Here is a 22,817-nt window from a genome sequence, read left to right as displayed (position 1 = left end):
GGTCCCGAGTCTAGCGCCGCGCCTACTCGGCAGGCGCTGCCGCAGCCTCGGCTGCCACGGCCGGCTGTGCGGCGGTGTCAGGCCCCTTCCGCCGGTAGCGCAGCACGCCCAGCGCAACCACTACGGCGGCCAGCGCAAGCGAGAGCAGCAGGGACTCCCGGGTGGACTCCACAATCACCATGCCGATCAGCAGGGCCACGATGCTGATGATCGCTGCCCAGGTGAGGTACGGGAAAAGCCACATCTTCAGCTGCAGGTCCTTCGCTGCCGCTCCCATGCGCCGGCGGAGGACCAGCTGGGAAGCGGAGATGACCAGCCACACGAACAGTGCGATGGCACCTGAGGTGTTGACCAGGAAGAGGAACACCGTGTCCGGGGCAATGTAGTTCAGCCCCACCGTAACGAAGCCCACCACGGTGGATGCCAGGACGGCGGCAGCGGGGACGCCGCGGCGGGAGATGCGGGTCCACGCGCGCGGCGCGTCACCGCGGGTGGAGAGGGAGAACAGCATGCGGCTTGCGGTGTAGAGGCCGGAGTTCAGGCAGGAGAGCACGGAGGTCAGCACCACGACGTCCATGATGGTTCCGGCGCCCGGGATGCCGAACAGTTCGATGACCGCTACGTAGGGGCTCTTGGCCACGGAGGCCGAGTTCCACGGAAGCAGGGTGACCACCACCGCGATGGAACCGATGTAGAAGACCAGGATGCGCCATACGGTGGACTTCACGGCCTTCTTCACGGCGTCCACGGGGTTTTCGGATTCGCCGGCGGCAATGGTGGCGATCTCGGCGCCGAAGAAGGAGAAGACCACCACGAGGATTCCGGCCAGGACAGCGCCCGGACCGTTGGGCATGAACCCGCCGTTGTTGATCAGATTGCTCAGGCCGGGGGCCGGGACGCCGGGGATGAGGCCCAGGATGGCGGCTGCGCCGAAGACCAGGAAGAGGACGATCGCCGCCACCTTGATGGACGCGAACCAAAACTCGAACTCGCCGTAGGACTTCACCGAACCAAGGTTGGTGAGGGTCAGCAGCACCATGAGCACCAACGCCCAGACCCACTGGTCGATGCCCGGAACCCACCGGTGCATGATGGCCGCGCCTGCGGTGGCCTCGATGCCCAGGACGATGATCCAGAACCACGCGTAGAGCCAGCCGATGCTGAACCCGGCCCAGCGGCCCAGTGCCTTGTCCGCGTAGGTGGAGAAGGAGCCGGTTTCCGGGTTTGCCGCGGCCATCTCGCCCAGCATGCGCATCACCAGGATGACCACCAGGCCGGCGGCAGCGTAGGCGACGAGGATGCCGGGGCCCGCCTGCTGGATGGCGGCGCCCGAGCCGACGAAGAGGCCCGCACCGATGACGCCGGCGATGGCGATCATTGACAGGTGCCTGGGTTTCAGGGACTTTGAGAGTTGCTGGTCAGCATGCATTGAAGCGCCGTCCTGTTGGGTAATAGCAGAGGTTGAGCGACGTGCCTTGGTGGACCACCGGGGACCGTGTGATGCACCACATCGTCGTCTCACCCTAGGTCCGCCATTATGCGCCCTGCTTTGTGCACTCCAACAGACCTCGCGCCACCCAACAGGACGTGCCTCCAAACAGGAACCATGTAGGGCAAACAATGTTTCCTCTCAGGCACTTTTGTAATGTGCCGGAAACCACGTACCGTCCGTCCCCACGGGCGGCACCAGACGTTGCGGCCTACACGTCCCGCCGTCTCAGCAGGACCGCAGCGAGCAGGACGGGGATGACCACCCAGGCGCCAAGGACCAGTGCCGCCTGCCAGGCCTCCAAGGTATCCGGAACGTGCTGGGCGGCCGTCAGCGGCTCAACGGTGTTGCCCGGCAGGTATTTACGGGCCTCCTCGAAGAAGTCCCCGGGGATGAGCTGGAAAGCGATGGGTGCCACGAAAAAGATGCCCACCAGGCTCATGATGCCGCCGGCGGAATTCCTGATGAGCGTCCCCAGGGCCATGCCGATGGCGGCGACAGCTGCCACGTAGATGCTGTTGACCAGCAGGAGCTTCACCGACTGGGAACTGCCGGTGTCCAGCTTGAGGCCGTAGTTGTCCAGGATGGGCACGGCCGCCAGTCCCGCCACCCACGTGGATACGGCGGTGACCACGAACGATGTCACCATGACCACCACGAGCTTTGCGGCGAACGCTGGAAGCCGCCTGGGCACGGCTGCGAAGGTGGACCGCGCCATCCCGGTGGTGAATTCCGAACTCATCAGGAGCACGCCCAGGGACCCCAGGATCAGCTGGGCGAAGGCGATGCCGGAGGTGGGCACACTGACGGCAAGGTCGCCGCCCTGGGATGCCATCCGGGCCGCCGCCTGCGGATCCCGCGTGGCGGCGTCGGCGAACTGGCCTGTCCCCCACGCGGACAGGGCGCCGAACCCGACCATGACCACGACGGTGGAAGCGAGCAGGATCAGTGTGGAAAGGAGGCTGCGGAACTTGATGACTTCAGAGTTGAGCACCCTGAGGAACGTAGGACCGGCCAGGGACGGGGCCCCGTGACGGATGTTGCGGCCTCCGGCGGATGCCGCAGGTTCAGGCGAGGACGTGGATTCAGTGGCCATTGCGCTCATTATTTGCTGACCTCCGCAGCGGGCAGGGAGTGGTATTCGACGTCGTCCTTGGTCAGTTCCATGTACGCCTCCTCAAGGCTGGCGACGAGCGGAGTGAGTTCGTAGATCATGACCTGGTTTTCCAGTGCCGCCGCCGCGATGGTTCTGGGCTCCAGGCCCGTCACTTCAAACAGTTCCCGCTCCGGGACGTCGATGGACGCTCCCCTTTCGGCAAGCAGCTGGTAGAGCCGGTCCGGTTCATTGCTGCGGACGCGGACCCGTGACTGGCCCTTGCCGGCGATGATGTCATGGATGGGTGCATCGGCAATCACGCGGCCGCGCCCAATGACGATCAGGTGGTCAGCGGTCTGCGCCATCTCACTCATCAGGTGGCTGGAAAGGAACACAGTGCGCCCCTGACCCGCGAGGTAGCGGACCAGGTTCCGCACCCACACCACACCTTCCGGGTCCAGGCCGTTGACGGGTTCATCCAAAATGAGGGTCTGCGGGTCCCCCAGCAAGGCCGCCGCAATGCCCAGCCGCTGGCCCATCCCCAGGGAGAAGCCTCCGGCCTTCTTGCGGGCCACCGCGTCCAGCCCCGTCATTTCAATGACTTCGTGCACCCGGGATTTGGGGATGCTGTGCGTGGCGGCCATGGCCAGCAGGTGGTTGTAGGCACTGCGGCTGGTGTGCACTGCCTTGGCGTCCAGCAGTGCACCCACTTCGCGCAGGGGTGCCTTGTGCCGGACATACGGCAGGCCGTTCACGGTGACTGATCCCGACGTCGGCCGGTCCAGTCCCATGATCATTCGCATGGTGGTGGACTTTCCTGCCCCGTTGGGGCCCAGGAAGCCGGTCACTTGCCCTGCCCTGACGGTAAAGCTGACACCGGCCACGGCGGTTTTGGCGCCATAGACCTTGGTCAGCCCGTTTGCCTCGATCATGGAGAATCCTTTGCACGGCAGCGTTGGGGCTGCGGACGACGTTGGGTGGGTGTTCATGCCCTACGCTACCGACGCCCGGGCAGCTTTTCGCCGGAATCAGGGATGATTCAGGGGAGAATCAGGGTCGGCCCCTGCCTGGTCCGTGTTTTCAGCGGCGGGGGGAGTAATACGTCAGCGCCCTCGGCTGGATTCTGTAGGCGACGCTGCGGACTCCGGCCAGCGCTTCGCCATCCACTGCCAGCGCCATGGGCGCACCCCCGGCGTCGATCCTCACCTCCGTGGCCTCCCGCAGGTGGGTGATGCTGGAGCTTGCCACCGTTCCCGTCAGCACGGACCACAGCAGCCGCACCCGCGCGAATGACTCATCGGCGGTAATCATCCGCACGTCCAACACCCCGTCATCCATGACCGGCCGGAACAGGGGCGCATGGTCCCGGGGGTAGTACCGGCCCCGGCCCAGATAGGCAATCCACACCTTATGCACTACGCCGTCCACGGCCAGGGTGGTGGGAGTCCCCGCCGCAAAGGTCCTGAACATCGCCACGACGCCGGCCAAGGGCTTTCCGAGCGCCGGTTGCAGGTGCTCGCGCCGGCGCACAAAGTTCGGGTAAAGGCCGACGCTCGATGTGTTCAGCATGACCATTTCGGAGATCTCCGGGCTCCCCGCCAGGCCCCGTTCGGCTGTCACCAGCCCGATGTCAGCCAAGGCGGCCTCACCTTTGCTTGCCGCTTCCACGGCATCCTTCAGGCTTCCCGTCCCCGCGTCGCGCGCAAAGTGGTTCAGCGTTCCCCCTGGCAGCACCAGCAGGGGAATGGAACGTACGACGGCGGCAGCAGCCGCCGCACCCACGGTTCCGTCCCCACCCCACACGCCCAGGGCGCGGGTACCAGGGAAATCCGCGGTGGCGGCGATCCGCTGCACCAGGTCCTCATCTGGCTGCACGGTATTTATATGCGCTTTGGGAAATACTTCTTTGAGCGCTGACGCGGTTTCCTCCTTAAAGGATCCGCCCAAGGTGTTAACCACGATGCTCAAACCCTCGCCGTCCGGCAATGTGGGCGCACTGGTCCATGCCCTCGTCGTCTGCGGGATCGGCGGGCGGACCGGCCACCAATGCCGGGTCACCAGGGCCGCGCCGGCACCCAGCGCTGAACCGAAGAGGACGTCCGAGGGCCAGTGGGCACCGGTGTGCACCCTGGAATACGCAACTCCCACGGCAGCTGGAGCCAGGGCGGCACCCACCGCGGGGCGAACAAGGCCGGCGCCGACCGCAAAAGCTATGGCCGAGGCTGAGTGCCCTGACGGCATGGAGGAGCTCGTGGGCTGAGGATGCACGAACCGGAAGACCGGCAGATGTTCGGGGAGCGGCCGGGTGCGGGGGAGCAGCGTCTTGAACACCACGTTGGTAACCGCGGAGGCAACCGCCTGGGCGATCAGGCCGTGCAGTGCCGCCCGCCGGGTCCTGCCGGGAAAGAGCGACAGGACTGCCGCCGCTCCCATCCAGAGCTTCCCCTGGTTGGCTGAGGCAGAAAGCCGACGGAAGAACACGTCGTGGTTACCACCCGGCAGGTTGGATACATGCTTCAAAAGGTATTTATCGAGGCGGCTGATCCAACTCCGCCCACGCGGCCTGGCGCTTTGCATGTGATCACCCTAACCCCAACAGCTAGTCCCGCTCGGCGGCTTCCTCCTCAACCTGCAGCGGCTTGGCGGCTCCCGCAAGAAGCAGGGCGACCAGGATGGGTGCCATAATCGCCAGCAGGGCGGTGTGGATGCCGGTGAGGTCACCAAGGTAGCCCAGCAGCGGCGGTCCCGCCAGGAACGATATATAACCCAAGGTGGATACAACGGAAACGCGGGCCGCTGAGTGCTGCGGATCGTCGGAGGCCGCGGACATGCCCATCGGGAAGGCCAGGGCGGCGCCAACGCCCCAAAGGGCCGCACCGATGCCGGCGAGCCAGATATTCGACGCCAGCACGAAGAGGCCCAGTCCCGCGGCTGCTGCGGCCATGCTGGCCCGCAGCACGGTAACGCGTCCGTATTTGTCGATGACCCGGCCGCCGACGAACCGCATTGCCGTCATGGCCAGGACGAAGAGGGCGAACATCAGGGCGCCGGTTGATTCGGAGGCCGCGAGTCCGTCCACGGAGGCCTTGGCGATCCAGTCGTTGCCGGCACCTTCGGTGAGGGTGGCACCCAGGACCACCACGCCGATCAGCAGCGTCCTGCTGTCCCGCCACGCGGACGGTCCCTTGGTGGGTTTCGGTTCCCCTTGGGCGGTGGCCGAAGAGACGTGGGGGAGGAAGTAGCGTGGAACGGCCAGGGCTACCAGCACCACAACGGCTGCAATCACCAGGAGGTGCAGCGGGAGGTCCACGCCCAGGGTGGAAAGCCCTGCACCCACGAGGGCCCCAACAAATGCGCCGCCACTGAAGGCCGCGTGGAACTGGGGCATGATGGTGCGGCGGAGCTTGTGCTCCACGTCCGCCCCTTCGATGTTTTGTGCCACGTCCCAGAGTCCGATGCCAATGCCAAAGAAGAACAGTGACACCGCGGTTCCGGGAATGGACGTGGCGGAGAGCGACATGGCGATACCCACGCCTGCCGCCGCTGCCAGCAGGCCGGCAAAGCGGACCGTGTTGGCGGTGCCAATCCTGCCAACCACCAGGCCGGCAGTGGGAAGTGCCAGCAGTGAGCCTACGGCCGTGCACAGCAGCAGCGTACCCATTTGGCCGGACGTGATGTTCAACGTTTGTGTGACGGCAGGAATCCTGGCCGCCCAGCTGGCGAAGACAAGCCCATTGATGCCGAAGACCACGAATGTGGCTGCGGCGGCGGCCCTCAGGCCGGCCTGCTGTTCGGTACCGGTGTTGGTGCTCATACGCTCACTACTTCCACAGAGTATTTTTCGAGTTCGGCATTGTCCTGGGCGTTGAATTGCCGGTCCGTCACGATGACATCCACCCGGTCCAGGCCGGCGACGAGCACCCGGGCATTGGCCTGCCACTTTGCTGCTGAGGCGGCTACCACCACGCGTGCAGCCGACTCCAGGCCGGCCTTTTTCACCGCTGCGTCGTCGAGGTCATGCGCCAGCAGGCCGTCTTGGAAGTCCACGGCGCAGGGCGTGACCACCGCGGTGTCAAAACGCAGGGACCTGATGTTGGACTCGGCCAGCGGCCCGCGGAAACAGAGTTCGCCGGGCAGCACGCTTCCGCCCGGCAGCAGCAGTGCCGGTCGGGATCCTGCGGCAGTGTCCCCGCCTGCTGCTGCGTTGAGGGCCTGCAGGGACATGGGCATCAGGGTCAGTTCCCGGCCGGCGGCTGCCCGCGCCACCTCAGTTGCTGTGCTGCCGCTGTCCAGCCAGACGTGTTCGCCTTCGGCGAGCAGGCCGGCCACGGCAGCTGCGATGCGTTTCTTGGCATCCCGGTCCTCCAGTTCACGCTGGCCGTAGCCCGGGTTCTGTCCGTGGCCTATGAGGCTCCTGGCGCCGCCGTGGACCCTGCGCAGGACGCCGTGGCCGGCCAGTACCTCAAGGTCCCGGCGAATGGTTGCACCGGAGGCGGCGCAGGCCTGCATCAGGTCTTCGACGCTCACCTCTGGCTGCCGCCGGAGGATTTCGGCAATGGTTCGATGCCGCTCGTCGGTTTTCATGAGCAAATGCTATCAACTTATGATCATTTGCTCATTAATTGGCCACGGTTGTACCGCGCGGTAGTTAGCGGACGCGTTCCACCCGCTGTTCATCCCACACCGGCTCCGCCGATTCGTACACTTTTCCATCGGAGCCGAACACCAGGAACCTGTCGAAGGTCCTCGCGAACCAGCGGTCATGGGTGACGGCCAGGACGGTTCCCTCGAAATGGTCAATGGCGCGTTCCAGCGCTTCAGCGGAGTGCAGGTCCAGGTTGTCCGTCGGCTCGTCCAGCAGGAGCAGGGTGGCGCCGCTGAGCTGCAGCAGGAGGATCTGGAACCTTGCCTGCTGCCCGCCGGAGAGGGATTCGTATTTCTGCTCCGACTGCCCGGCCAGGCCATACCCGTCCAGGGCACCGGCGGCCGCCTCCCGGCCCAGGCCGGAACGGTGTTCGTCGCCGCGGTGCAGTATTTCCAGGAGCGTCTTGCCCAGCAGGTCCGGCCGCACATGGGTCTGGGCAAAGAATCCAGGCCGGATCCTGGCACCAAGCTTCACGGTGCCCTCGTGCGGCACCTCGGCAATATCGACATCGGACACGGGCAGGTGCTCGCGTTCGGGGTCGGTGCCGCCGGTGGCCAGAAGCCGCAGGAAGTGGGATTTGCCGGAGCCGTTGGAGCCCAGCACACCCACACGGTCGCCGAACCAGACCTCGGTGGAGAATGGCTTCATCAAGCCGGTCAGCTCCAGCCGCTCCGCCACGATGGCACGTTTGGCGGTGCGCCCGCCCTTGAGCCGCATCTGCACGTTCTGCTCGATGGGCAGCGCCTCCGGCGGCCCAACTTCAAGGAACTTGGCCAGCCGGGTCTGGGCCGCGTGGTACCGGTTGGCCATGTCGGAGCGGAACGCTGCCTTGTTCTTGTACATGTTGACGAGTTCCTTGAGCTTGATGTGCTCCTCGTCCCAGCGCTTCCGTAATTCCTCGAACCGGGCGTTCCGGTCTGCGCGGGCCTCCACATAGGACCCGAACCCGCCGCCGTGGATCCACGCGGCGGCGCCGTTGATCCCGGGCTCCAGGGTGACAATGCGCCCGGCCGCGTTGTTCAGCAGTTCCCGGTCGTGGCTGATAAAGAAGACAGTCTTCTTTGAGTCATTCAGCTTCTCCTCGAGCCAGCGTTTGCCGGGCACGTCAAGGTAGTTGTCCGGCTCGTCGAGGAGGAGGAGGTCGTCCGGGCCGGCGAACAGGGCTTCCAGCACCAGCCGCTTCTGCTCGCCGCCGGAAAGGGTCGACGCCGGGCGGTGCTGTGCGCGGTCAAAGGGCAGTCCCAGCGCGGCCATGCAGACCTCGTCCCAGACGGTCTCGACGTCGTAGCCACCGGCATCCCCCCAGTCCACGATCGCCTGGGCGTAGCGCATCTGGGTGGGTTCGTCGTCGTGCTCCATCATGGCCAGTTCGGCATCATCAACCTCGCGGGCAGCGGCAGCCAGGGCCGGGGGAGCGGCGGAGACCAGGAGGTCCCGGACGGTGGAGCCGTCCCGCACCTGCCCCACGAACTGGCGCATGATGCCCATGTTCCCGGAGCGCCCGATCACTCCCTCATCCGGAACCAGGTCTCCGGCGATGATCCGGAACAGCGTGGTTTTACCCGTGCCGTTGGGCCCGATCAGGGCGGTCTTGGTGCCGTCCGGAACCTTGAAGGTCACCCCATTCAGGAGCTGGGTGCCGTCGGAGAGGAAGTAGTCGATGCCGGAAACGTCAATATGGGCCACACCGTCAATCCTCCCACGGCCGCCCCTAGCCGGCGGCGGTGAGGAACTGCTTCAGCAGCGGGCCGGAGGTGGTGGCGCCCAGGCCGCCGTCCTCCACGAACACGGCCACGGCCAGGTCGCCGTGGACGGCGACGATCCAGGCGTGGGTCTTTGGCGGATTCTCTGTGCCGAATTCGGCGGTGCCGGTCTTCGCCCCTACAGGTGCCCCGGGGACGCTGGAGAGGAAGCCTGCGTGACCGGAGGTGACCACGGCGCGCATCATGTCTGCCAGCGATGCCGCCTCCGCGGCCGTAATCGGCTTGTCAGAGGCGGTGGAGGGTGCCTCGGCTGTGGCAGTCGCGGACGGTTCGGCGGCAGGAGCGGTGGAGCCTGCCGTCGTTCCGGCAGCCGGCGCTCCGGCGTCGGGGTTGAGGACCAGCTGCGCGGAGACGGGGCCGCCCTTGGCAACGGACCCGGCCATGATCGCAGCGGCCAGCGGGGAGAGCAGTACCTTGCCCTGGCCAATCATGGAGGCCGCGTGCTCGGTGCCCTGCGCCTGCCCGGGAACAGAACCCAGGAATGCCTCGGCACCAAGTTTCGGCGCCTCGACCGCCACACCCATGGACGTGGCAGCGGCTTCAAGCTGGCCCTGCGATACGGAGTCACGCTGCGAAATGAAGGCTGTGTTGCAGGAGTGGGCAAAGGCATCCCGCAGCGTCACCGTACCCAAGGAGGTCTCGGGGTAGCCTTCGGAGTTTTTGAAGGTCCGCCCGTCCACGGTGAGCGTGGGGGTGCACTGGACGGTGGAGTCCGGCGTCATCCCGTTGCGGAACATGGCCAGGGAATCCACCATCTTGAAGATGGAGCCCGGTGCGTACTGTCCCAGCATTGCCGTGTTGTAGCCGTTGCTGCCCGGCCCGGAAGCCGCTGCCAGCACCGCGCCGCTTGAGGGTCGAAGGGCAACGATGGCTGACGCCGGCCCAACTGCCTCCAGGGTGCTCTCCGCCAGCGTCTGCAGCCGCGGATCGAGGGTGGTCTTCAGCGGCGTCCCGGGCTTGGGCTCCACCTGGAAGAGGACGCGGCGGGGGTCGGTGCCGGCGGATTGGATTTGTTCCCGGGTGAGGTCGGCCCGTTGCGCGCGGATGACGACGGCGTCCGATCCGCGGAGCTGTTCGTCGTACTGCTGCTGGAGCCCGCCGATGCCGGTCACGTCCCCGGCGGCCAGGGCGCCGTTCGACGCCTCGATCTGTTCGGCCGTGGCTGCACCCACCGAGCCCAGCACGGCACGGCCAAACGTCCTGCTTGGGGCCAGGGGGATCGATGCGGGGATGCCGCGGGCGCCCGGGATGGCCCGGATCTGCTCATCGGAGATGGTCCGGCCTTCCTCACGGAGGGTGATGGCGGGAACGAATGCCTGGGCGCCGGCTGCCTTGACCTGCTGTACGTAGGCGGCAGGGTCCACCCCTACCAGTGCAGCCAGTTTTCCGGCGGAATCGGCCGGGTCTGCGCCGCCCAGCTGGGGTTTGTCGATGCCCACATTCACCACGGGGCGGTAAGTCACCAGCGGGACGTCTCCGGCGCCAAGGATGTCGGCGCGCTGGGGGGACTGGGATCCCTTGGTCACGATTTCGCTCTCCCCGAGGCCGGGTGCCAGGATGGCCGGATCCCAGACGGTGAGCCATTTGTCGCCGGATTTTTTGAAGTTCGCTGCGATGGTGTACTTCCATTCCGCGTCGCCGAACTTCCACGAGTAGTTCAAGGGTGCCGAGGCCTTGTCGCCGTCCAGCGTGAGTCCTCCAGCCTGGACCTGGGGCTTTTGCGGATCCAGGGCCGCGAAGACCTGGTGCAGCTGGTCGTTGGCCGCGGCGGCGTCCTTGCCGTCGAAGGCCACGGACCCTACATCGAGCGCCGAGACTGCGCTGGCCAGCTGTTGTGCCGCGGCTTCGGCCCCGGACTTTCCGTCATCGCAGGCCACGAGCGAGGTTCCCAGGATGAGCGCAGTTATGGCAAGCGAAAGTTTTGTTGATTTCCCCATCGCGCCATTATCCCCCGGACCGGCTGCCATCAGCGCCACCCCTGTGCAATCGTGGCCGGCCTGCGAGCCCTATGAGAGGCCCAGATCCGGGACCGGCAGTTTGAAGACGTCCTTCAAGGCGTACTTTGCCGCGTGCATCCCGGGCATGCCGGTTACCCCGGGACCGGGCGGCGTCGACGACGAACACAGGTAGACCCCCAGCAGCGGCGTCCGCCACGGAACGGGGGACACCACCGGTTTCTGGACCAGGCCCCGGACGTCCATGATGCCGGCGCTGAAATCGCCCCCGATGTAGTTGCGGTTGTACTCAGCCAGCTCCGCTGCCGTGAAGGCGTGAGAGTCCACCACCAGGTCACGGAAGCCCGGGGCGAACCGTTCCAGCTGCGCCGCGATCCGGCTGGTCATGTCCACTGTCGAGCCGGAAGGAACATGGCAGTACGTCCAGAGTGTGTGCCGGCCTGCGGGAGCGCGGCCGGGATCGAAGCGGGACGGCTGGGCCACCAGCACGTAGGGCCGTTCGGGGTGGCGTCCGGCACTGACCTCGTTCTCCGAGCGCGCCAGCTCGGCCCGCGTGCCGCCTACGTGCACCGTGCCGGCGTCGGACAGTCCGCTGGCCTGCCACGGCACCGGCCCGGACAGGATGAAGTCCACCTTGCACGAGCCGTTGCCGTAGCGGAAACGCTCCAGGGCCCGCCGATAGTGCCCGGGCAGTGATTCCCCTGCCATGCCCAGCAATCCCCGCGGAGCCACGTCCAGCAGTGTGGCACGGGTGGCGGGCAGCTGCTCCAACCGGTCTATCGGGGTTCCGGTGTGGATGACGCCTCCGTGGGCGCGGATGTCGTCCGCGAGTGCTGCCGCGATGGCTGCGGAACCGCCGCGCGGGATGGGCCAGCCGCCGGCATGTCCCAGGGCACCAAGCATCAGCCCGGCTCCGGACGCTGCGAGGGAGGGCAAATGGGAGACGGCATGGGCGGCCACTCCGCTGAGGAGGGCCGGCGCCAGCTCCTCCCGGAATCGGAGGTTCCACAGCCCGGTCCCCTGCTCCAGGGTCCGCAGTCCGTAGACGCCGGCCACCAAGGGGTTCCGGGGGATCCGGAGGAGCTGGTTTTGGGTGAAGTCCATGACGTCGTGGATGCGGTGCACCAGCGGTTCCATGAGCCGCCGGTAGGCGGGGCCGTCCTGGCCCAGTCCTTCGACGGTTCGGTCCATCGATTTATAGGCCAGGGCTGCCCGGCCGCCTTCCAGCGGTGAACCGAAGGACACGTCCGGGGTGATGAGGTCCACCCGGCGGGGCAGCTCGAAAGCGCGGAAGAAAGGGGACGCCACAGCCATTGGATGCACTGCCGAGCAGACATCATGGAAGTGCCCGGGCTGCATGAGCTCCGTGGTCCGCGTTCCGCCGCCAATCGTTGCTGCTGCCTCGAAGACCTCCACTGACAGCCCGGCCCGCGCCATCACCGCTGCCGCCGAGAGTCCGTTGGGGCCGGAGCCCACTACCGCCACGTCAGGCATGGGACCCCTCCTTTGAAGGGCGGAACGAAGCCGGACGCATTGGCGTCAGCCGGATCCGGTCCGGCGCATTGGCGAACGGACCCGCGTGCGGATCGTCGACGTGGTGGCGGCGGATGGGGTCATACGTGGGGTCGTAGATGTCCCAGACGACGCGTGCCATCAGGTAGGCCACCGCGGCCATGTGCGCGGCAACAGCCAGGACGTAGTAGGGCATGTCCAGGTTGTGCTGGGAGGAACCTGCGCTGGTCACCTGTCCAAGGTACATCCAGATCGCAGCCCAATGCAGGGCTTCGATGCCCTGCCAAACCAGGAAGTCGCGCCACCGCGGCCTGGCCAGCGCCAGCAGCGGAATGAGCCACACCACGTATTGGGGCGAGTAGACCTTGCTGGTGAGGATGAAGGCCGCGACGATCAGGAATGCGAGCTGCGCCAGTCGGGGGCGGCGGGGGGCGGTTAAGGCAACAGCGGCGATGCCTGCACAGGCCACCGTAAAGAACCCGGCGGACAGGGTGCTGACGGCGCCGGGGCCAAGCCCGGACCAGCCCAGCCTGTCCGCCACCAGGTTGTAGGCGAACCATGCTGAACTGTAGCCGGCGCCCCGGTCGGCGCTGTACTGGAAGAAGTAGGCCCACCCCGAGGGGTTGGCGGCCGCGAATGGCAGGTTGATGGCTATCCAGGTGGCGGCCGCGCTGCCAGCGGTCACCAGCAGCGGGCGCCACCTTCCCGTGCGTACAGCAAGCAGCAGGATGGCGCCCAGCACCAGCAGCGGATACAGCTTGGTGGCAGTGGCGAGGCCAATCAGGACCCCGGCCGGAGCAAGCCGCTGCCGTGCAAAAAAGTACATTCCCAGAGCAAGCAGGCACGCAGCCCACAGGTCCCAGTTGATGGTTCCAGCCAGCACGATCCCCGGGGCCAGGGAGACCATGGCAGCATCCCAGGGCCGGCGGCCGGGCATGCGGGCAATTACCAGCACGGTGATCATGGCCACCGCCGCGAGCAGCACGGCGTTGATGTCAAAGTAGGCCAGGGCACGGGCGCTGGCATCTCCGCCGGGCACCAGCCAGGCCGTTACCCCCGCGATCAACCCGAGCAGCACCGGGTATTCGAACTGGCTGCCGCTGCCCAGGATGGGAAAGATTCCGGCGGACAGGCCGCGGTTCCGGAACAGTTCGGGGAAATCCGAGTAGCAGGTGGCATAGAACTGCGTGGGCGTCTCCCAGCCGTTAACCCTGCAGTAGCCTTTCAGCAGGATCCCCACCAAGGCTGCAAGCGCCGTGAGGACAACGAGGACCCGCTCCACGGAATAGATGCCGGGGGAGGCCACGCCGGGTTCTGACCTCTTCCCCAGCGGGCCGCCGACCACCTCGGTGAATTTCCGCAGCAGGGCGTCGCTGCGGCTGGGCACCACGATTCGGGGCCGTCGTCCACCGTCCGGCGCCTGGGTCTCGTGCATGGCATCGAGCTTACAGCCGGCCCCATCCCGCGGGATCGGGGCCAGCCGTCAGCGCAGGCCGCCCAGCTGCTGGTGCATGAGCACGAATACGTCGTTCTTATGCTGCTCCAGCAGTGCGGTGTTCAGGGAACTGCGGCGCTGCAGGGGGCGGGACAGGAGTCCCAATATTTTTTGCATCAAGGGAGCCACCTCCTTTCTTTGGCAATTGCGCACGGAAAATTGCACGATGCATTAATGGCTCTTTTCGGCGCCCAAATGGCCCGAAATTAGGGCGCGGGGAATCCACAGATGGGAATTAGCGGGAATTGTACAAAGTGCACAATTACGGGGCGGGACAGCCGGGAGCCAAGGGCGAAGCGCTGCCAGGCACGCGACGGAGCTTAGACGAATACGGGATTGCGCGGCTGCGAAGAGGGTGCCGGGGTAACAGCGGTTCCGCCGAAGTCAGCGCGGAAGCACAGCCGGCCAATTCGGACGCCCCGCCTCAACGGATGCCCGGCATCAACGGTGCCCGGACTAAGCCTTGGCGGCGCTGGCGCCCGGCAAGCTGGCGCCGGTTAGCGGCGTCGCAGCAGGCCCGGGAGGGCCGCCGCCCGGCGGTAACCGGAGTTGACCGAAGCAACGCATGCGCCATCAGCAAAGGCCGGGAATGCATTGATGGAGGCATTCCATTCGCCAGTCAAAGTCATCATTATCCCAACCTCCTTTTCTGCTGTCCGCTGCGTGGATTGCAATGCGGTCCATGACCCGGGCAGATCACCGTGGGGTCAGGAATAAAGGTACCCCAGGGATCCGGAGAAGACCAGCAATTTCCGGGGAAAAGAAGAAAACTTTTTGAATAAGGAGATTTAAAGGCCCCAGCGCACAATAGCGGGAGTCTTTTTATCCCAGCCAAGCGTGCAGACTTTCGCCGTGCCAAGAATGAAGTGCCGGCCTTCTGCGGGCGGCAATTCGAGCCAGCGCGCGGTGAGGATACGGGAGAAGTGTCCGTGCGCCACGATCAGCACGTTATCCATCCCGGACTCCAGGATCCGGCCGATGATCTTGTCCGCCCTCGCGGCAACCTCGTCGAGCGTCTCGCCGTTGGGCACGCCGTGCGTCCAAATCAGGTAGTCGGGGTTGTCCTTGCGGATCAGGTCCGAACTGATGCCCTCGTAGTCGCCGTAGTTCCATTCGACGGCGAGTGGTTCATGCCGGGCATCGGGGAATCCGGCGAGTTCGGCTGTCCGCCGCGCCCGCCGCAGCGGGGAGGTCAGCACCAGGTCGAAGTCGACGCCGTCCAATACCTTTCGGGCCTCCACGGCCTGCTGCTCGCCTTCCACCGTCAGGGGGAGGTCCGTGAGGCCGGTGTACTGTCCGCTTTTGGACCATTCGGTTTCGCCGTGGCGGAGGATCCAGAGCTGGGGGCGCGGGGCAAAGGCGGGGTTGGTCACTTGGACTCCTCAACGGGTGAAGGTTCGACGACGGCGGGAGGGGCTTCGGGGCCGGGTCCGGCAGGTGCTGATTCAGGCTGTTCGGCCCACCAATGCAGGAGCCGCGCCTCAGCATCTTCGGTGGGCAGTGGTCCGTGTTCCATCCGTTCATTCAGGAGGAACTTGTAGGCGCGCCCCACCACAGGCCCCGGCTTGAGCCCCAGCAGGGCCATGATCCGGGCACCGTCAAGGTCCGGGCGCACTGCGTCCAGGGACTCCTGTTCGCGGAGTGCGGCGATGCGGGATTCGAGGTCGTCGTAGGCGAAGGCCAGGCGCTCGGCCTTGCGCTGGTTCCGGGTGGTGACGTCGGAGCGGGTCAGGCGGTGCAGCCGCTCCAGCAGCGGACCGGCATCCGTCACATACCGGCGGACGGCCGAGTCGCTCCAGCCGGCGTCGCCGTAGCCATAGAAGCGCATGTGAAGCTCCACCAGCCGGGCAACGGCCTTGATGGACTCATTGTCGAACCGCAGTGCCTTCATCCTCTTGGTGGTGAGCTTGGCACCCACCATGTCGTGGTGGCGGAAGCTCACCGCGCCGCCCGGTTCGAAGCGGCGCGTCGCCGGCTTCCCGACGTCGTGCATCAATGCTGCGAAACGCAGCACGAAATCCGGGCCGGGCACGGGCCCCTCCGCGCCGGTTTCTAGCTCTGCTGCCTGTTCCAGGACCTGGAGGGAGTGCTGGTAGACGTCCTTGTGCCGGTGGTGCTCGTCGGATTCAAGGCGGAGGGCGGAGACCTCCGGCAGCACATGCTCGGCCAGCCCGGTGTCCACCAGCAGGTCAATGCCTGTCCTGGGCCGGGCTCCGCAGATCAGCTTGACCAGTTCGTCACGAACGCGCTCCGCCGAGATGATCCTGATCCGGTCCGCCATGCCCGTCATTGCTTCCCGCACGTCGTCGGAGACCGAGACGCCCAGCTGCGCGGCGAACCGGGCGGCGCGCATCATCCGGAGGGGGTCATCGGAGAATGACGCTTCCGGCGCGCCGGGGGTGGCCAGCACGGAGGCGTGGAGGTCGCGGACGCCACCGAAGGGGTCCACCAGCTCCATGGAGGGCAGCTTCAACGCCATGGCGTTGATGGTGAAGTCGCGGCGCAGCAGGTCATCGGTCAGGGACGAACCGAACGCCACCACGGGCTTGCGGGAATCCGGATCGTACGCCTCGGCCCGGTACGTGGTGACCTCGATCTGGAACCCCGCCTTGCGCATCCCGATGGTGCCGAAGGCCCGGCCGATCTCCCAGAAGTTGTCCGCCCACTTCTTGATCAGAGCCACGGTCTGGTCCGGGGTGGCGTCGGTGGTGAAGTCCAGGTCGGGGGAGGTCCGCCCAAGGAACAGGTCGCGCACCGGACCGCCCACCAGGGACAATTCGTGGCCGGCGTCCACGAAGCGCTGCCCGAGCTCCAGGACCACCGGGTCCACCTTGAAGTCGACAGTGTGGGAATCAATCTTGTGATGTGCGTGCGACATAGTTCCTTAAGCTTGGCAGAAACCAGCGCCGCGGCAGTCCAAAAAAGGGTCACGATCCGCGCCGATTGACGTCCCCTGCCGGAAAGTGCGTCATATCCCGTCCATGTTGGTGTCATGTTCCGGTCATCACGGGAGGGCAACAGTCGTTAGAGTGGACTCCATGGCCCATCCAGTACCGAGCGCTCCAGGCAGGAGGACGAACGCACCATTGCCGTCGGCAATCGGGGCGCACGTTGCCCCTGCCCAGCAATCGGCACCGGCGTCGCTGCCTACGGTGGAGGAAGTCTCCGCCGGCGGCGTTGTGGTGGATACGTCCGACGCCGAATTGAGGGTTGCGATCATCGCCCGCCTTAACCGGGGCGGACGCCTCGAGTGGTGCCTGCCCAAGGGGCATCCGGAGGGCAAGGAAAACAACGAAGAGGCAGCGGTCCGGGAAATTGCCGAGGAAACCGGCATCGAGGGACGCATCCTGGCCCCGCTTGGCAGCATCGACTACTGGTTCACCGTCAGCGGCCACCGGGTCCACAAGACGGTGCACCACTACCTCCTGCGCGCCACGGGCGGCGAACTCACCATCGAGAACGATCCGGACCAGGAAGCCGTGGATGTGGCATGGGTACCCATCCAGGAACTCGCCCGGAAGCTGTCGTTTCCCAACGAACGCCGCATCGCCGACCTCGCCCGCGAGGTCCTGCCCGGACACCTTTAGGCCCGGACGCCGCCGTCGCCATTGCGGTGTTAAGGGCCGGTGGGTGAGACGATGAAGTCGATGTCAGCTACCAACTTTCCTTCCGACCGGTCCGGCCGGCCCGATGACGCGGCACCCGACGGCGTGCCGCCGGAGCCGGCGGCTCCGGACATTGCCCAGCCCGCAGGGGCGGGCGCCAGCGAGACCCGCTCCAGCGCCATTATGGCTGCCGGGACACTGGTGTCGCGTTTCCTGGGCTTCGGCAAGACCTGGATGCTCGGTACTGCTTTGGGCCTGGGCTCAACGGTCAATGACACATTCATCAACGCCAACAACCTGCCCAACCTGATCTTCCTCCTGGTGGCCGGCGGTGTGTTCAACGCCGTACTGGTCCCGCAGATCATCAAGGCCAGCAAGGCCCCGGACAGGGGAGCAGACTACATCAGCCGGTTGCTGACCCTGGCTGTCCTGCTCCTGTTCGGCCTGACCGCCCTGGTCACCCTGGCGGCACCCGGCGTTATCGAGCTGACCACGCAGGGCTACTCTCCGCAGCAGAAGGCGCTGGCGGTGGCCTTTGCGTTCTGGTGCCTGCCGCAGATCTTCTTCTACGGCCTCTATGCCCTGCTCACCCAGGTCCTCAACGCCAACGGCGCGTTTGGCCCCGCCATGTGGGCCCCCATCCTCAACAATCTGGTGGCCATCGCCGGCCTGGGTATGTTCATCTGGATCTTCGGGACCAACGAGTTGAACCCGCACACGCTGGACAACTGGGGGGCCACGCAAACGCTCCTGGTAGCCGGCTTCTCCACCATCGGTGTGCTGTCCCAGACCGCCATCCTGCTGGTCCCGGTCTTCCGGCTGAAACTCGGCCTCCGTCCCCGGTTCGGGTGGCGGGGCGTGGGACTGGGCCACGCAGCCAGGCTGAGCGTATGGACGCTCCTGACGGCCGCCGTCGGGCAGCTCGCCTTCCTGTACGTTATGCGCATCGCCACCATTCCCGGCGCGGAGCGCATCCGGCTGCAGCAGGCGGGGGACCCTTCGGCATACACCCTTCCCGGCAACGCGGTCCTTGAGGTGGCCAGCCAGCTGTACCTGCTGCCGCACTCGATCATTGCCCTGTCCCTGGCTACCGTGCTCTTCAACCGCATGACCCGGGCGTCGCAGGACGGCAACCGCGCGGAACTGCGCGATGCCCTCTCGCATGGGCTCAGGACCATGGCCGTGGCCACCGTGTTCGGTGCCCTGGCGCTGTTTGCCCTGGCCGGGCCGCTGGGCATGTTCTTCTCCGGCGGACTGCGGCAGGACGGCGTCATGCTGGCCCAGACGCTCACCATCCTGGCCCTCAGCACCCCCTTCATGAGTGCCAACTTCATGATGTCCCGCGTGTTCTACGCGAACGAGGACGCCCGCACGCCGTTCTACGTGCAGCTGCTGCTGGCCGTGGTGTATGTGGCGGGGGCGTTTGCCATCCAGTTCCTGCCGGTCGGCCAGATCATCTACGCCATTGCCGTCCTCTACATGGTGGGCAACATCCTGTCAGTGGTGATCAGCGCGTTCTTCCTGCGGCGCATGCTGGGCCATCTGGACGGCGCACGGATCGCCAACTCGTACATCCGGATGGGCTACGCGGCCCTCGGTTCGGCAATCGCCGGTGCGGGCGCCCTCTGGCTTATGGGCAGCTACAACCCGGACGGTTTCGCGTGGCAGAACCGGCTCACTGCGCTGGTGACCGTCGTTGTGGTGGGCCCCGTCATGCTGGTGGTGTACTTCTTCCTGCTTAAGCTGTTCCGGGTCTCAGAGCTCAGCGACATGCTCCGGCCCCTGTTGGGCAGGCTGGGCCGTGGCGGCCGGGGCGCTGCTCCGGACGCCGGGGACACGCCGTCGTCCCCTCCTGCTGAAGGTGTGGACGGGGAACACAGCCACCGTCCCGAGCGGGCCACCACCTCCGTTGACACCGGCCTTATCCCCAGGATCTCGGGGGAATTCGACGCCGTCTCCTTCCGGGCCGGCCCGGATCCGGAACGCGGTGCGCACCGTCCGGACACGTACGACGGCGGCGCAGCGCAGGGTGCCGACCGCGCCTACCTGCCGGACGAGGACCAGCCCGGCACCGCCCGGGGAGGCCTGCTCCGGGAGCAGATCCCCCTTCCCGGCCGCCGTACCTACCAGGGGAAGGCCGGCGAGAACCCGTATTTCAAGACCCGGCGCAAGCGGAAAAAGTGAGTCCCGTCCGGTCTGGCGCACGTCTTCTCCGCGGCCGTTTGGGGCGGATCGGCTAGGATCGAACAGGTACAGGGGTAGTTGCATTCAGGGTTTGCCGTGCGCGGACCCGAACGGCGGTTGCGTCATGAGACCGGCAATCCCGGACAGTCTAGGAGGAACACGTGTCCAACCCGATCGATGTCGGATCAGTACTGGGCGGCCGCTACAAGGTCACCGCCACAGTGTTGGCCTCGCACGACCACGATCTGGTGCTGGACGGTGTGGACCAGGTCCTCAACCGCCCCGTCAGTATCCTGGTTGCCGGGCCGGAGAACACCGAACAGGTTGCGCAGAGTGCCCGTGAAGTCGCCACCGGCGAACGTCCCGGCACCGTTCAGGTCCTCGACCTTGGCGTCACCGAGGCTGCCACCTACCTCATCACCAACCACACGTCCGCCGCCGACCTGCTGGACCTGGTCGTGGCGTCCAACCCGCCCTATGTGGAACCGTTCTTCACGGACACGCTGGGCAGTGAAATCTTTGGCCAGCCGCGGTCGCACGAGCCCGAGCCGTACGACGAGGAAGACCACGTCGACGCCGGATACATCAACTACCCCGATTCGCACCCCAGCCAGGTTGATCCTTACCGTTCAGCTCCGGCAGTACCGCCCAGGCCTCCTGTCCGTCCCGCTGCCCAGCAGCCGGCCGCGCCTGGCCGCGCAGGTGCTGGTGCTGGCACTGGTGCCGCCGCGGCCGCTGGTGCCGGCGCTGGTGCGGCTGCCGGCGCGGCCGCTGGTGCCGGCGCTGGTGCGGCTGCTTGGAAGTCGGGAACCGGGGCTTCCCGGATCGATCCTGATGCTACGGCCGCGCAGCCCGTGGCACCTGGCGCCCAATCCCAGCCCGGCCGCGCAGGCTCTGCCGAGGCTGATACCGGCCCCAACGATACGACCGATCCAAACACCCGCCAGCCGCAGGTCCAGCCGCCGGCAGAGGACCGCACGCCGAAGGTTTCCCTGTGGTCCGATGACGACTACGCGCAGGCAGGGGACCAGGACCACTACGAGGAAACTCACGAAGAACCGCAGGAATCGCGTCCAGCCGCGGGCAAGTCGGCCCTCTTTGCGCGTGCGGCAGCACCCGCGGCCGCCGGTGTGGCGTTCGCCGACCGTGCCGATGACGCTGACGACGATGACCGTGATGAGTCCGAAACCCAGCCCCGTTCCATGCGTTGGTTGGTTGGCGGCCTCCTGGCCGTCGTGCTGATCGCGGGCCTGATCTTTGCCGTGACCAATCTGGGCAGCCTCTTTACGTCGGCCCCCCAGGCCAAGCCGACGGCGGCCCCAGCCACCACCAACTCCCAGGCCTCAGCACCTGCAACCCAGGCGGCACCATCCGCGCCGCCCGCTGTTCCGCCGGCCATTGAGAGCGTCAGCCGGCAGGGGAACTTCGACTTCGCCGCCACCTTCGATCGCGATCTGATCAAGGCCTATGACGGTAACGCTGCCAGCTACTGGTCTGACATGGAGTTCGCCACGGAAAACTGGGGTGGTTTGGCCCCGCAGGGTGTTCCCCTCGTCGTGAAACTGAAGAGCACTTCCACTGTCTCTTCCATCACGCTCTCCCAGCTCGGGGGATCGGGTGGCAACATCACTGTCTACACCAATGACCAGCCTTCCATCGACGGCGCCAAGGCCGTGGGAACCACCAGCTTCACGTCCACGGACCTGAACATGCCCCTCCCGGAACCGGTGCAGGCGCAGTACGTGATTGTCTCCATCAATTCACTCCCCAAGCTGGCAGCGCCCAAGACCCGTTACGGCTACGGTCTGCGACTGGCTGAAATCAAGGTCCAGTAGCAACCAGGGCCCAGTAGCTGGCAAGGTCCGGTAGCAAGCGAGTCCCGCAGGCGCCTTTTAGGCTGCGGATATTACTGTTCCTGTTACTGCTGCCGTCCGGGCAGCCGCAGCGGGAATGTACTCTGGAAAGAGCGCCCTGTGACGGCTGGTCTCCCGTCTTCCCCGATGGTTCACCTTGCCCGGGCGCTGGAATATTCAGCACGCGGACACAGTTGTGCCATGTGGCCGGCCTCCACCGGGAGGCGAGTCGAACAAGGAAGAGGTTCACGGTCCAGTGACCATCGAAGAGAAGACGGCGTCCGACGTTCGCGACGTCATCATTGTGGGCTCAGGCCCGGCGGGCTATACGGCAGCCGTCTACACAGCCAGGGCGAACCTCAAGCCTCTGTTGCTGGCTGGGTCTGTGACCGCCGGCGGCGAGTTGATGAACACCACCGATGTGGAAAACTACCCCGGTTTTCCCGACGGGATCATGGGGCCCGACCTGATGGAGAACTTCGAGAAACAGGCGGCACGCTTCGGGACCGAGATCCAGTTCGAGGACGTCACCGCCCTTGAGCTTGAAGGACCCGTCAAGACGGTAACCATCGGCACGGGGGAGACCTTCAAGGCAAAGGCAGTCATCCTATCCACCGGTTCCGCTTACAGGGAACTGGGTCTGCCCAATGAAAAGCGTCTATCCGGCCACGGTGTCAGCTGGTGTGCAACCTGTGATGGTTTCTTTTTCAAGGACCAGGACATTGCCGTTATCGGCGGAGGCGATTCAGCCATGGAAGAGGCTTTGTTCCTCACCAAGTTCGCGAAATCAGTAACGGTTGTCCACCGCCGCGATTCTCTGAAGGCCTCCAAGATCATGGCAGACCGCGCACTCGCCCACGACAAGATCACTTTTGTCTGGAACAGCACCGTGGATGATGTACTGGGCACCGATCAAGTGACCGGGCTCCGGCTAAAGAACCTGCAGGACGGCTCCCTGTCGGAGCTTGCAGTCACCGGCGTCTTTGTCGCTATCGGCAATGATCCCCGTACTGACCTCGTCAAGGACGTCCTCGCGCTGACGCCGGAGGGAACCATTGCCGTGGAGGGCCGCAGTTCAAGGACCAGCCTTCCCGGTGTTTTCGCGGCCGGCGACGTTGTTGACCCCACCTACCGCCAGGCCATCACGGCCTCCGGCTCCGGTTGCGTGGCAGCCATCGACGTCGAACACTACTTGGCCGACCTGCCGGCATAGTCCGCGC

Annotated in this window: 18 protein-coding genes; 4 read left to right on the top strand and 14 right to left on the bottom strand. The window is 66.0% G+C overall.

All coding sequences use genetic code 11. The features are described from left to right. Positions 1-22 precede the first annotated feature (22 nt). The 14 genes from Q9R31_RS14840 to Q9R31_RS14775 form a co-directional block, all read right to left on the bottom strand. Positions 23-1,429, bottom strand: a complete 1,407-nt coding sequence (locus Q9R31_RS14840) for an amino acid permease (RefSeq protein WP_311263478.1) — start codon at positions 1,427-1,429, stop codon at positions 23-25. 271 nt (positions 1,430-1,700) lie between these two features. Then, positions 1,701-2,594, bottom strand: a complete 894-nt coding sequence (locus Q9R31_RS14835) for an ABC transporter permease (RefSeq protein WP_311263477.1) — start codon at positions 2,592-2,594, stop codon at positions 1,701-1,703. Beyond that, positions 2,594-3,517, bottom strand: a complete 924-nt coding sequence (locus Q9R31_RS14830) for an ABC transporter ATP-binding protein (RefSeq protein WP_311263476.1) — start codon at positions 3,515-3,517, stop codon at positions 2,594-2,596. Before Q9R31_RS14830 ends, Q9R31_RS14835 begins: the two co-directional genes overlap by 1 nt. A 148-nt stretch (positions 3,518-3,665) precedes the next feature. Beyond that, the gene (locus tag Q9R31_RS14825; RefSeq protein ID WP_311263475.1) at positions 3,666-5,162 is read right to left on the bottom strand and encodes a phosphatase PAP2 family protein; all 1,497 of its coding nucleotides are present in this window, start codon (positions 5,160-5,162) and stop codon (positions 3,666-3,668) included. Between the two features lie 22 nt (positions 5,163-5,184). After that, entirely contained in the window at positions 5,185-6,399 is a 1,215-nt protein-coding gene (locus Q9R31_RS14820; RefSeq protein ID WP_311263474.1) for an MFS transporter, read from the bottom strand. Then, entirely contained in the window at positions 6,396-7,169 is a 774-nt protein-coding gene (locus Q9R31_RS14815) for a DeoR/GlpR family DNA-binding transcription regulator (protein WP_311263473.1), read from the bottom strand. The genes Q9R31_RS14820 and Q9R31_RS14815 overlap by 4 nt, the downstream gene beginning before the upstream one ends. Before the next feature lie 64 nt (positions 7,170-7,233). Beyond that, entirely contained in the window at positions 7,234-8,916 is a 1,683-nt protein-coding gene (locus Q9R31_RS14810) for an ATP-binding cassette domain-containing protein (RefSeq protein ID WP_311263472.1), read from the bottom strand. A gap of 25 nt (positions 8,917-8,941) precedes the next feature. Next, positions 8,942-10,930 carry a penicillin-binding transpeptidase domain-containing protein gene (locus Q9R31_RS14805; RefSeq protein WP_311263471.1) on the bottom strand — a complete coding sequence of 663 codons (1,989 nt, stop codon included), beginning with the start codon at positions 10,928-10,930 and terminating at the stop codon, positions 8,942-8,944. A 69-nt stretch (positions 10,931-10,999) separates the two neighbouring features. Then, positions 11,000-12,442, bottom strand: a complete 1,443-nt coding sequence (locus Q9R31_RS14800) for an NAD(P)/FAD-dependent oxidoreductase (protein WP_311263470.1) — start codon at positions 12,440-12,442, stop codon at positions 11,000-11,002. Further along, positions 12,435-13,895 carry a glycosyltransferase 87 family protein gene (locus Q9R31_RS14795; protein WP_311263469.1) on the bottom strand — a complete coding sequence of 487 codons (1,461 nt, stop codon included), beginning with the start codon at positions 13,893-13,895 and terminating at the stop codon, positions 12,435-12,437. The genes Q9R31_RS14800 and Q9R31_RS14795 overlap by 8 nt, the downstream gene beginning before the upstream one ends. A 48-nt stretch (positions 13,896-13,943) precedes the next feature. Next, a complete protein-coding gene (locus Q9R31_RS14790; RefSeq protein WP_311263468.1) occupies positions 13,944-14,072 on the bottom strand; it encodes a hypothetical protein in 129 nt (42 codons plus the stop codon). 380 nt (positions 14,073-14,452) lie between these two features. Further along, positions 14,453-14,587, bottom strand: coding sequence for a hypothetical protein (locus tag Q9R31_RS14785; RefSeq protein WP_311263467.1), 135 nt, complete (start codon positions 14,585-14,587; stop codon positions 14,453-14,455). Between the two features lie 156 nt (positions 14,588-14,743). Beyond that, positions 14,744-15,328, bottom strand: a complete 585-nt coding sequence (locus tag Q9R31_RS14780; protein ID WP_311263466.1) for a histidine phosphatase family protein — start codon at positions 15,326-15,328, stop codon at positions 14,744-14,746. Beyond that, the gene (locus tag Q9R31_RS14775; RefSeq protein WP_311263465.1) at positions 15,325-16,833 is read right to left on the bottom strand and encodes a CCA tRNA nucleotidyltransferase; all 1,509 of its coding nucleotides are present in this window, start codon (positions 16,831-16,833) and stop codon (positions 15,325-15,327) included. The genes Q9R31_RS14780 and Q9R31_RS14775 overlap by 4 nt, the downstream gene beginning before the upstream one ends. 208 nt (positions 16,834-17,041) lie before the next feature. Here Q9R31_RS14775 and Q9R31_RS14770 point away from each other — a divergent pair, with 208 nt between their 5' ends. The 4 genes from Q9R31_RS14770 (at position 17,042) to trxB (ending at position 22,810) form a co-directional block, all read left to right on the top strand. Beyond that, entirely contained in the window at positions 17,042-17,542 is a 501-nt protein-coding gene (locus tag Q9R31_RS14770) for an NUDIX hydrolase (protein WP_311263602.1), read from the top strand. 60 nt (positions 17,543-17,602) lie between these two features. After that, positions 17,603-19,744 carry a murein biosynthesis integral membrane protein MurJ gene (gene murJ, locus Q9R31_RS14765; RefSeq protein WP_311263464.1) on the top strand — a complete coding sequence of 714 codons (2,142 nt, stop codon included), beginning with the start codon at positions 17,603-17,605 and terminating at the stop codon, positions 19,742-19,744. 161 nt (positions 19,745-19,905) lie between these two features. Beyond that, positions 19,906-21,579, top strand: coding sequence for an ABC transporter substrate-binding protein (locus Q9R31_RS14760; RefSeq protein WP_311263463.1), 1,674 nt, complete (start codon positions 19,906-19,908; stop codon positions 21,577-21,579). A gap of 274 nt (positions 21,580-21,853) precedes the next feature. Beyond that, complete coding sequence (gene trxB, locus Q9R31_RS14755) at positions 21,854-22,810, top strand: thioredoxin-disulfide reductase (protein ID WP_311263462.1); 957 nt, start codon at positions 21,854-21,856, stop codon at positions 22,808-22,810. Positions 22,811-22,817 lie beyond the last annotated feature (7 nt).

The sequence above is a fragment of the Pseudarthrobacter sp. BRE9 genome (assembly GCF_031844305.1).
Classification (GTDB): domain Bacteria; phylum Actinomycetota; class Actinomycetes; order Actinomycetales; family Micrococcaceae; genus Arthrobacter.
This window is presented reverse-complemented; position numbering and strand designations above follow the sequence as displayed.

Coding starts and splice junctions, on each gene's coding strand:
- Q9R31_RS14830 (WP_311263476.1), bottom strand. CDS start 3,517: ATGATCGAGGCAAACGGGCTGACCAAGGTCTATGGCGCCAAAACCGCC.
- Q9R31_RS14805 (WP_311263471.1), bottom strand. CDS start 10,930: ATGGGGAAATCAACAAAACTTTCGCTTGCCATAACTGCGCTCATCCTG.
- Q9R31_RS14800 (WP_311263470.1), bottom strand. CDS start 12,442: ATGCCTGACGTGGCGGTAGTGGGCTCCGGCCCCAACGGACTCTCGGCG.
- Q9R31_RS14840 (WP_311263478.1), bottom strand. CDS start 1,429: ATGCATGCTGACCAGCAACTCTCAAAGTCCCTGAAACCCAGGCACCTG.
- murJ (WP_311263464.1), top strand. CDS start 17,603: ATGTCAGCTACCAACTTTCCTTCCGACCGGTCCGGCCGGCCCGATGAC.
- Q9R31_RS14825 (WP_311263475.1), bottom strand. CDS start 5,162: ATGCAAAGCGCCAGGCCGCGTGGGCGGAGTTGGATCAGCCGCCTCGAT.
- Q9R31_RS14775 (WP_311263465.1), bottom strand. CDS start 16,833: ATGTCGCACGCACATCACAAGATTGATTCCCACACTGTCGACTTCAAG.
- Q9R31_RS14820 (WP_311263474.1), bottom strand. CDS start 6,399: ATGAGCACCAACACCGGTACCGAACAGCAGGCCGGCCTGAGGGCCGCC.
- Q9R31_RS14785 (WP_311263467.1), bottom strand. CDS start 14,587: ATGATGACTTTGACTGGCGAATGGAATGCCTCCATCAATGCATTCCCG.
- Q9R31_RS14790 (WP_311263468.1), bottom strand. CDS start 14,072: ATGCAAAAAATATTGGGACTCCTGTCCCGCCCCCTGCAGCGCCGCAGT.
- Q9R31_RS14795 (WP_311263469.1), bottom strand. CDS start 13,895: ATGCACGAGACCCAGGCGCCGGACGGTGGACGACGGCCCCGAATCGTG.
- Q9R31_RS14835 (WP_311263477.1), bottom strand. CDS start 2,594: ATGAGCGCAATGGCCACTGAATCCACGTCCTCGCCTGAACCTGCGGCA.
- Q9R31_RS14815 (WP_311263473.1), bottom strand. CDS start 7,169: ATGAAAACCGACGAGCGGCATCGAACCATTGCCGAAATCCTCCGGCGG.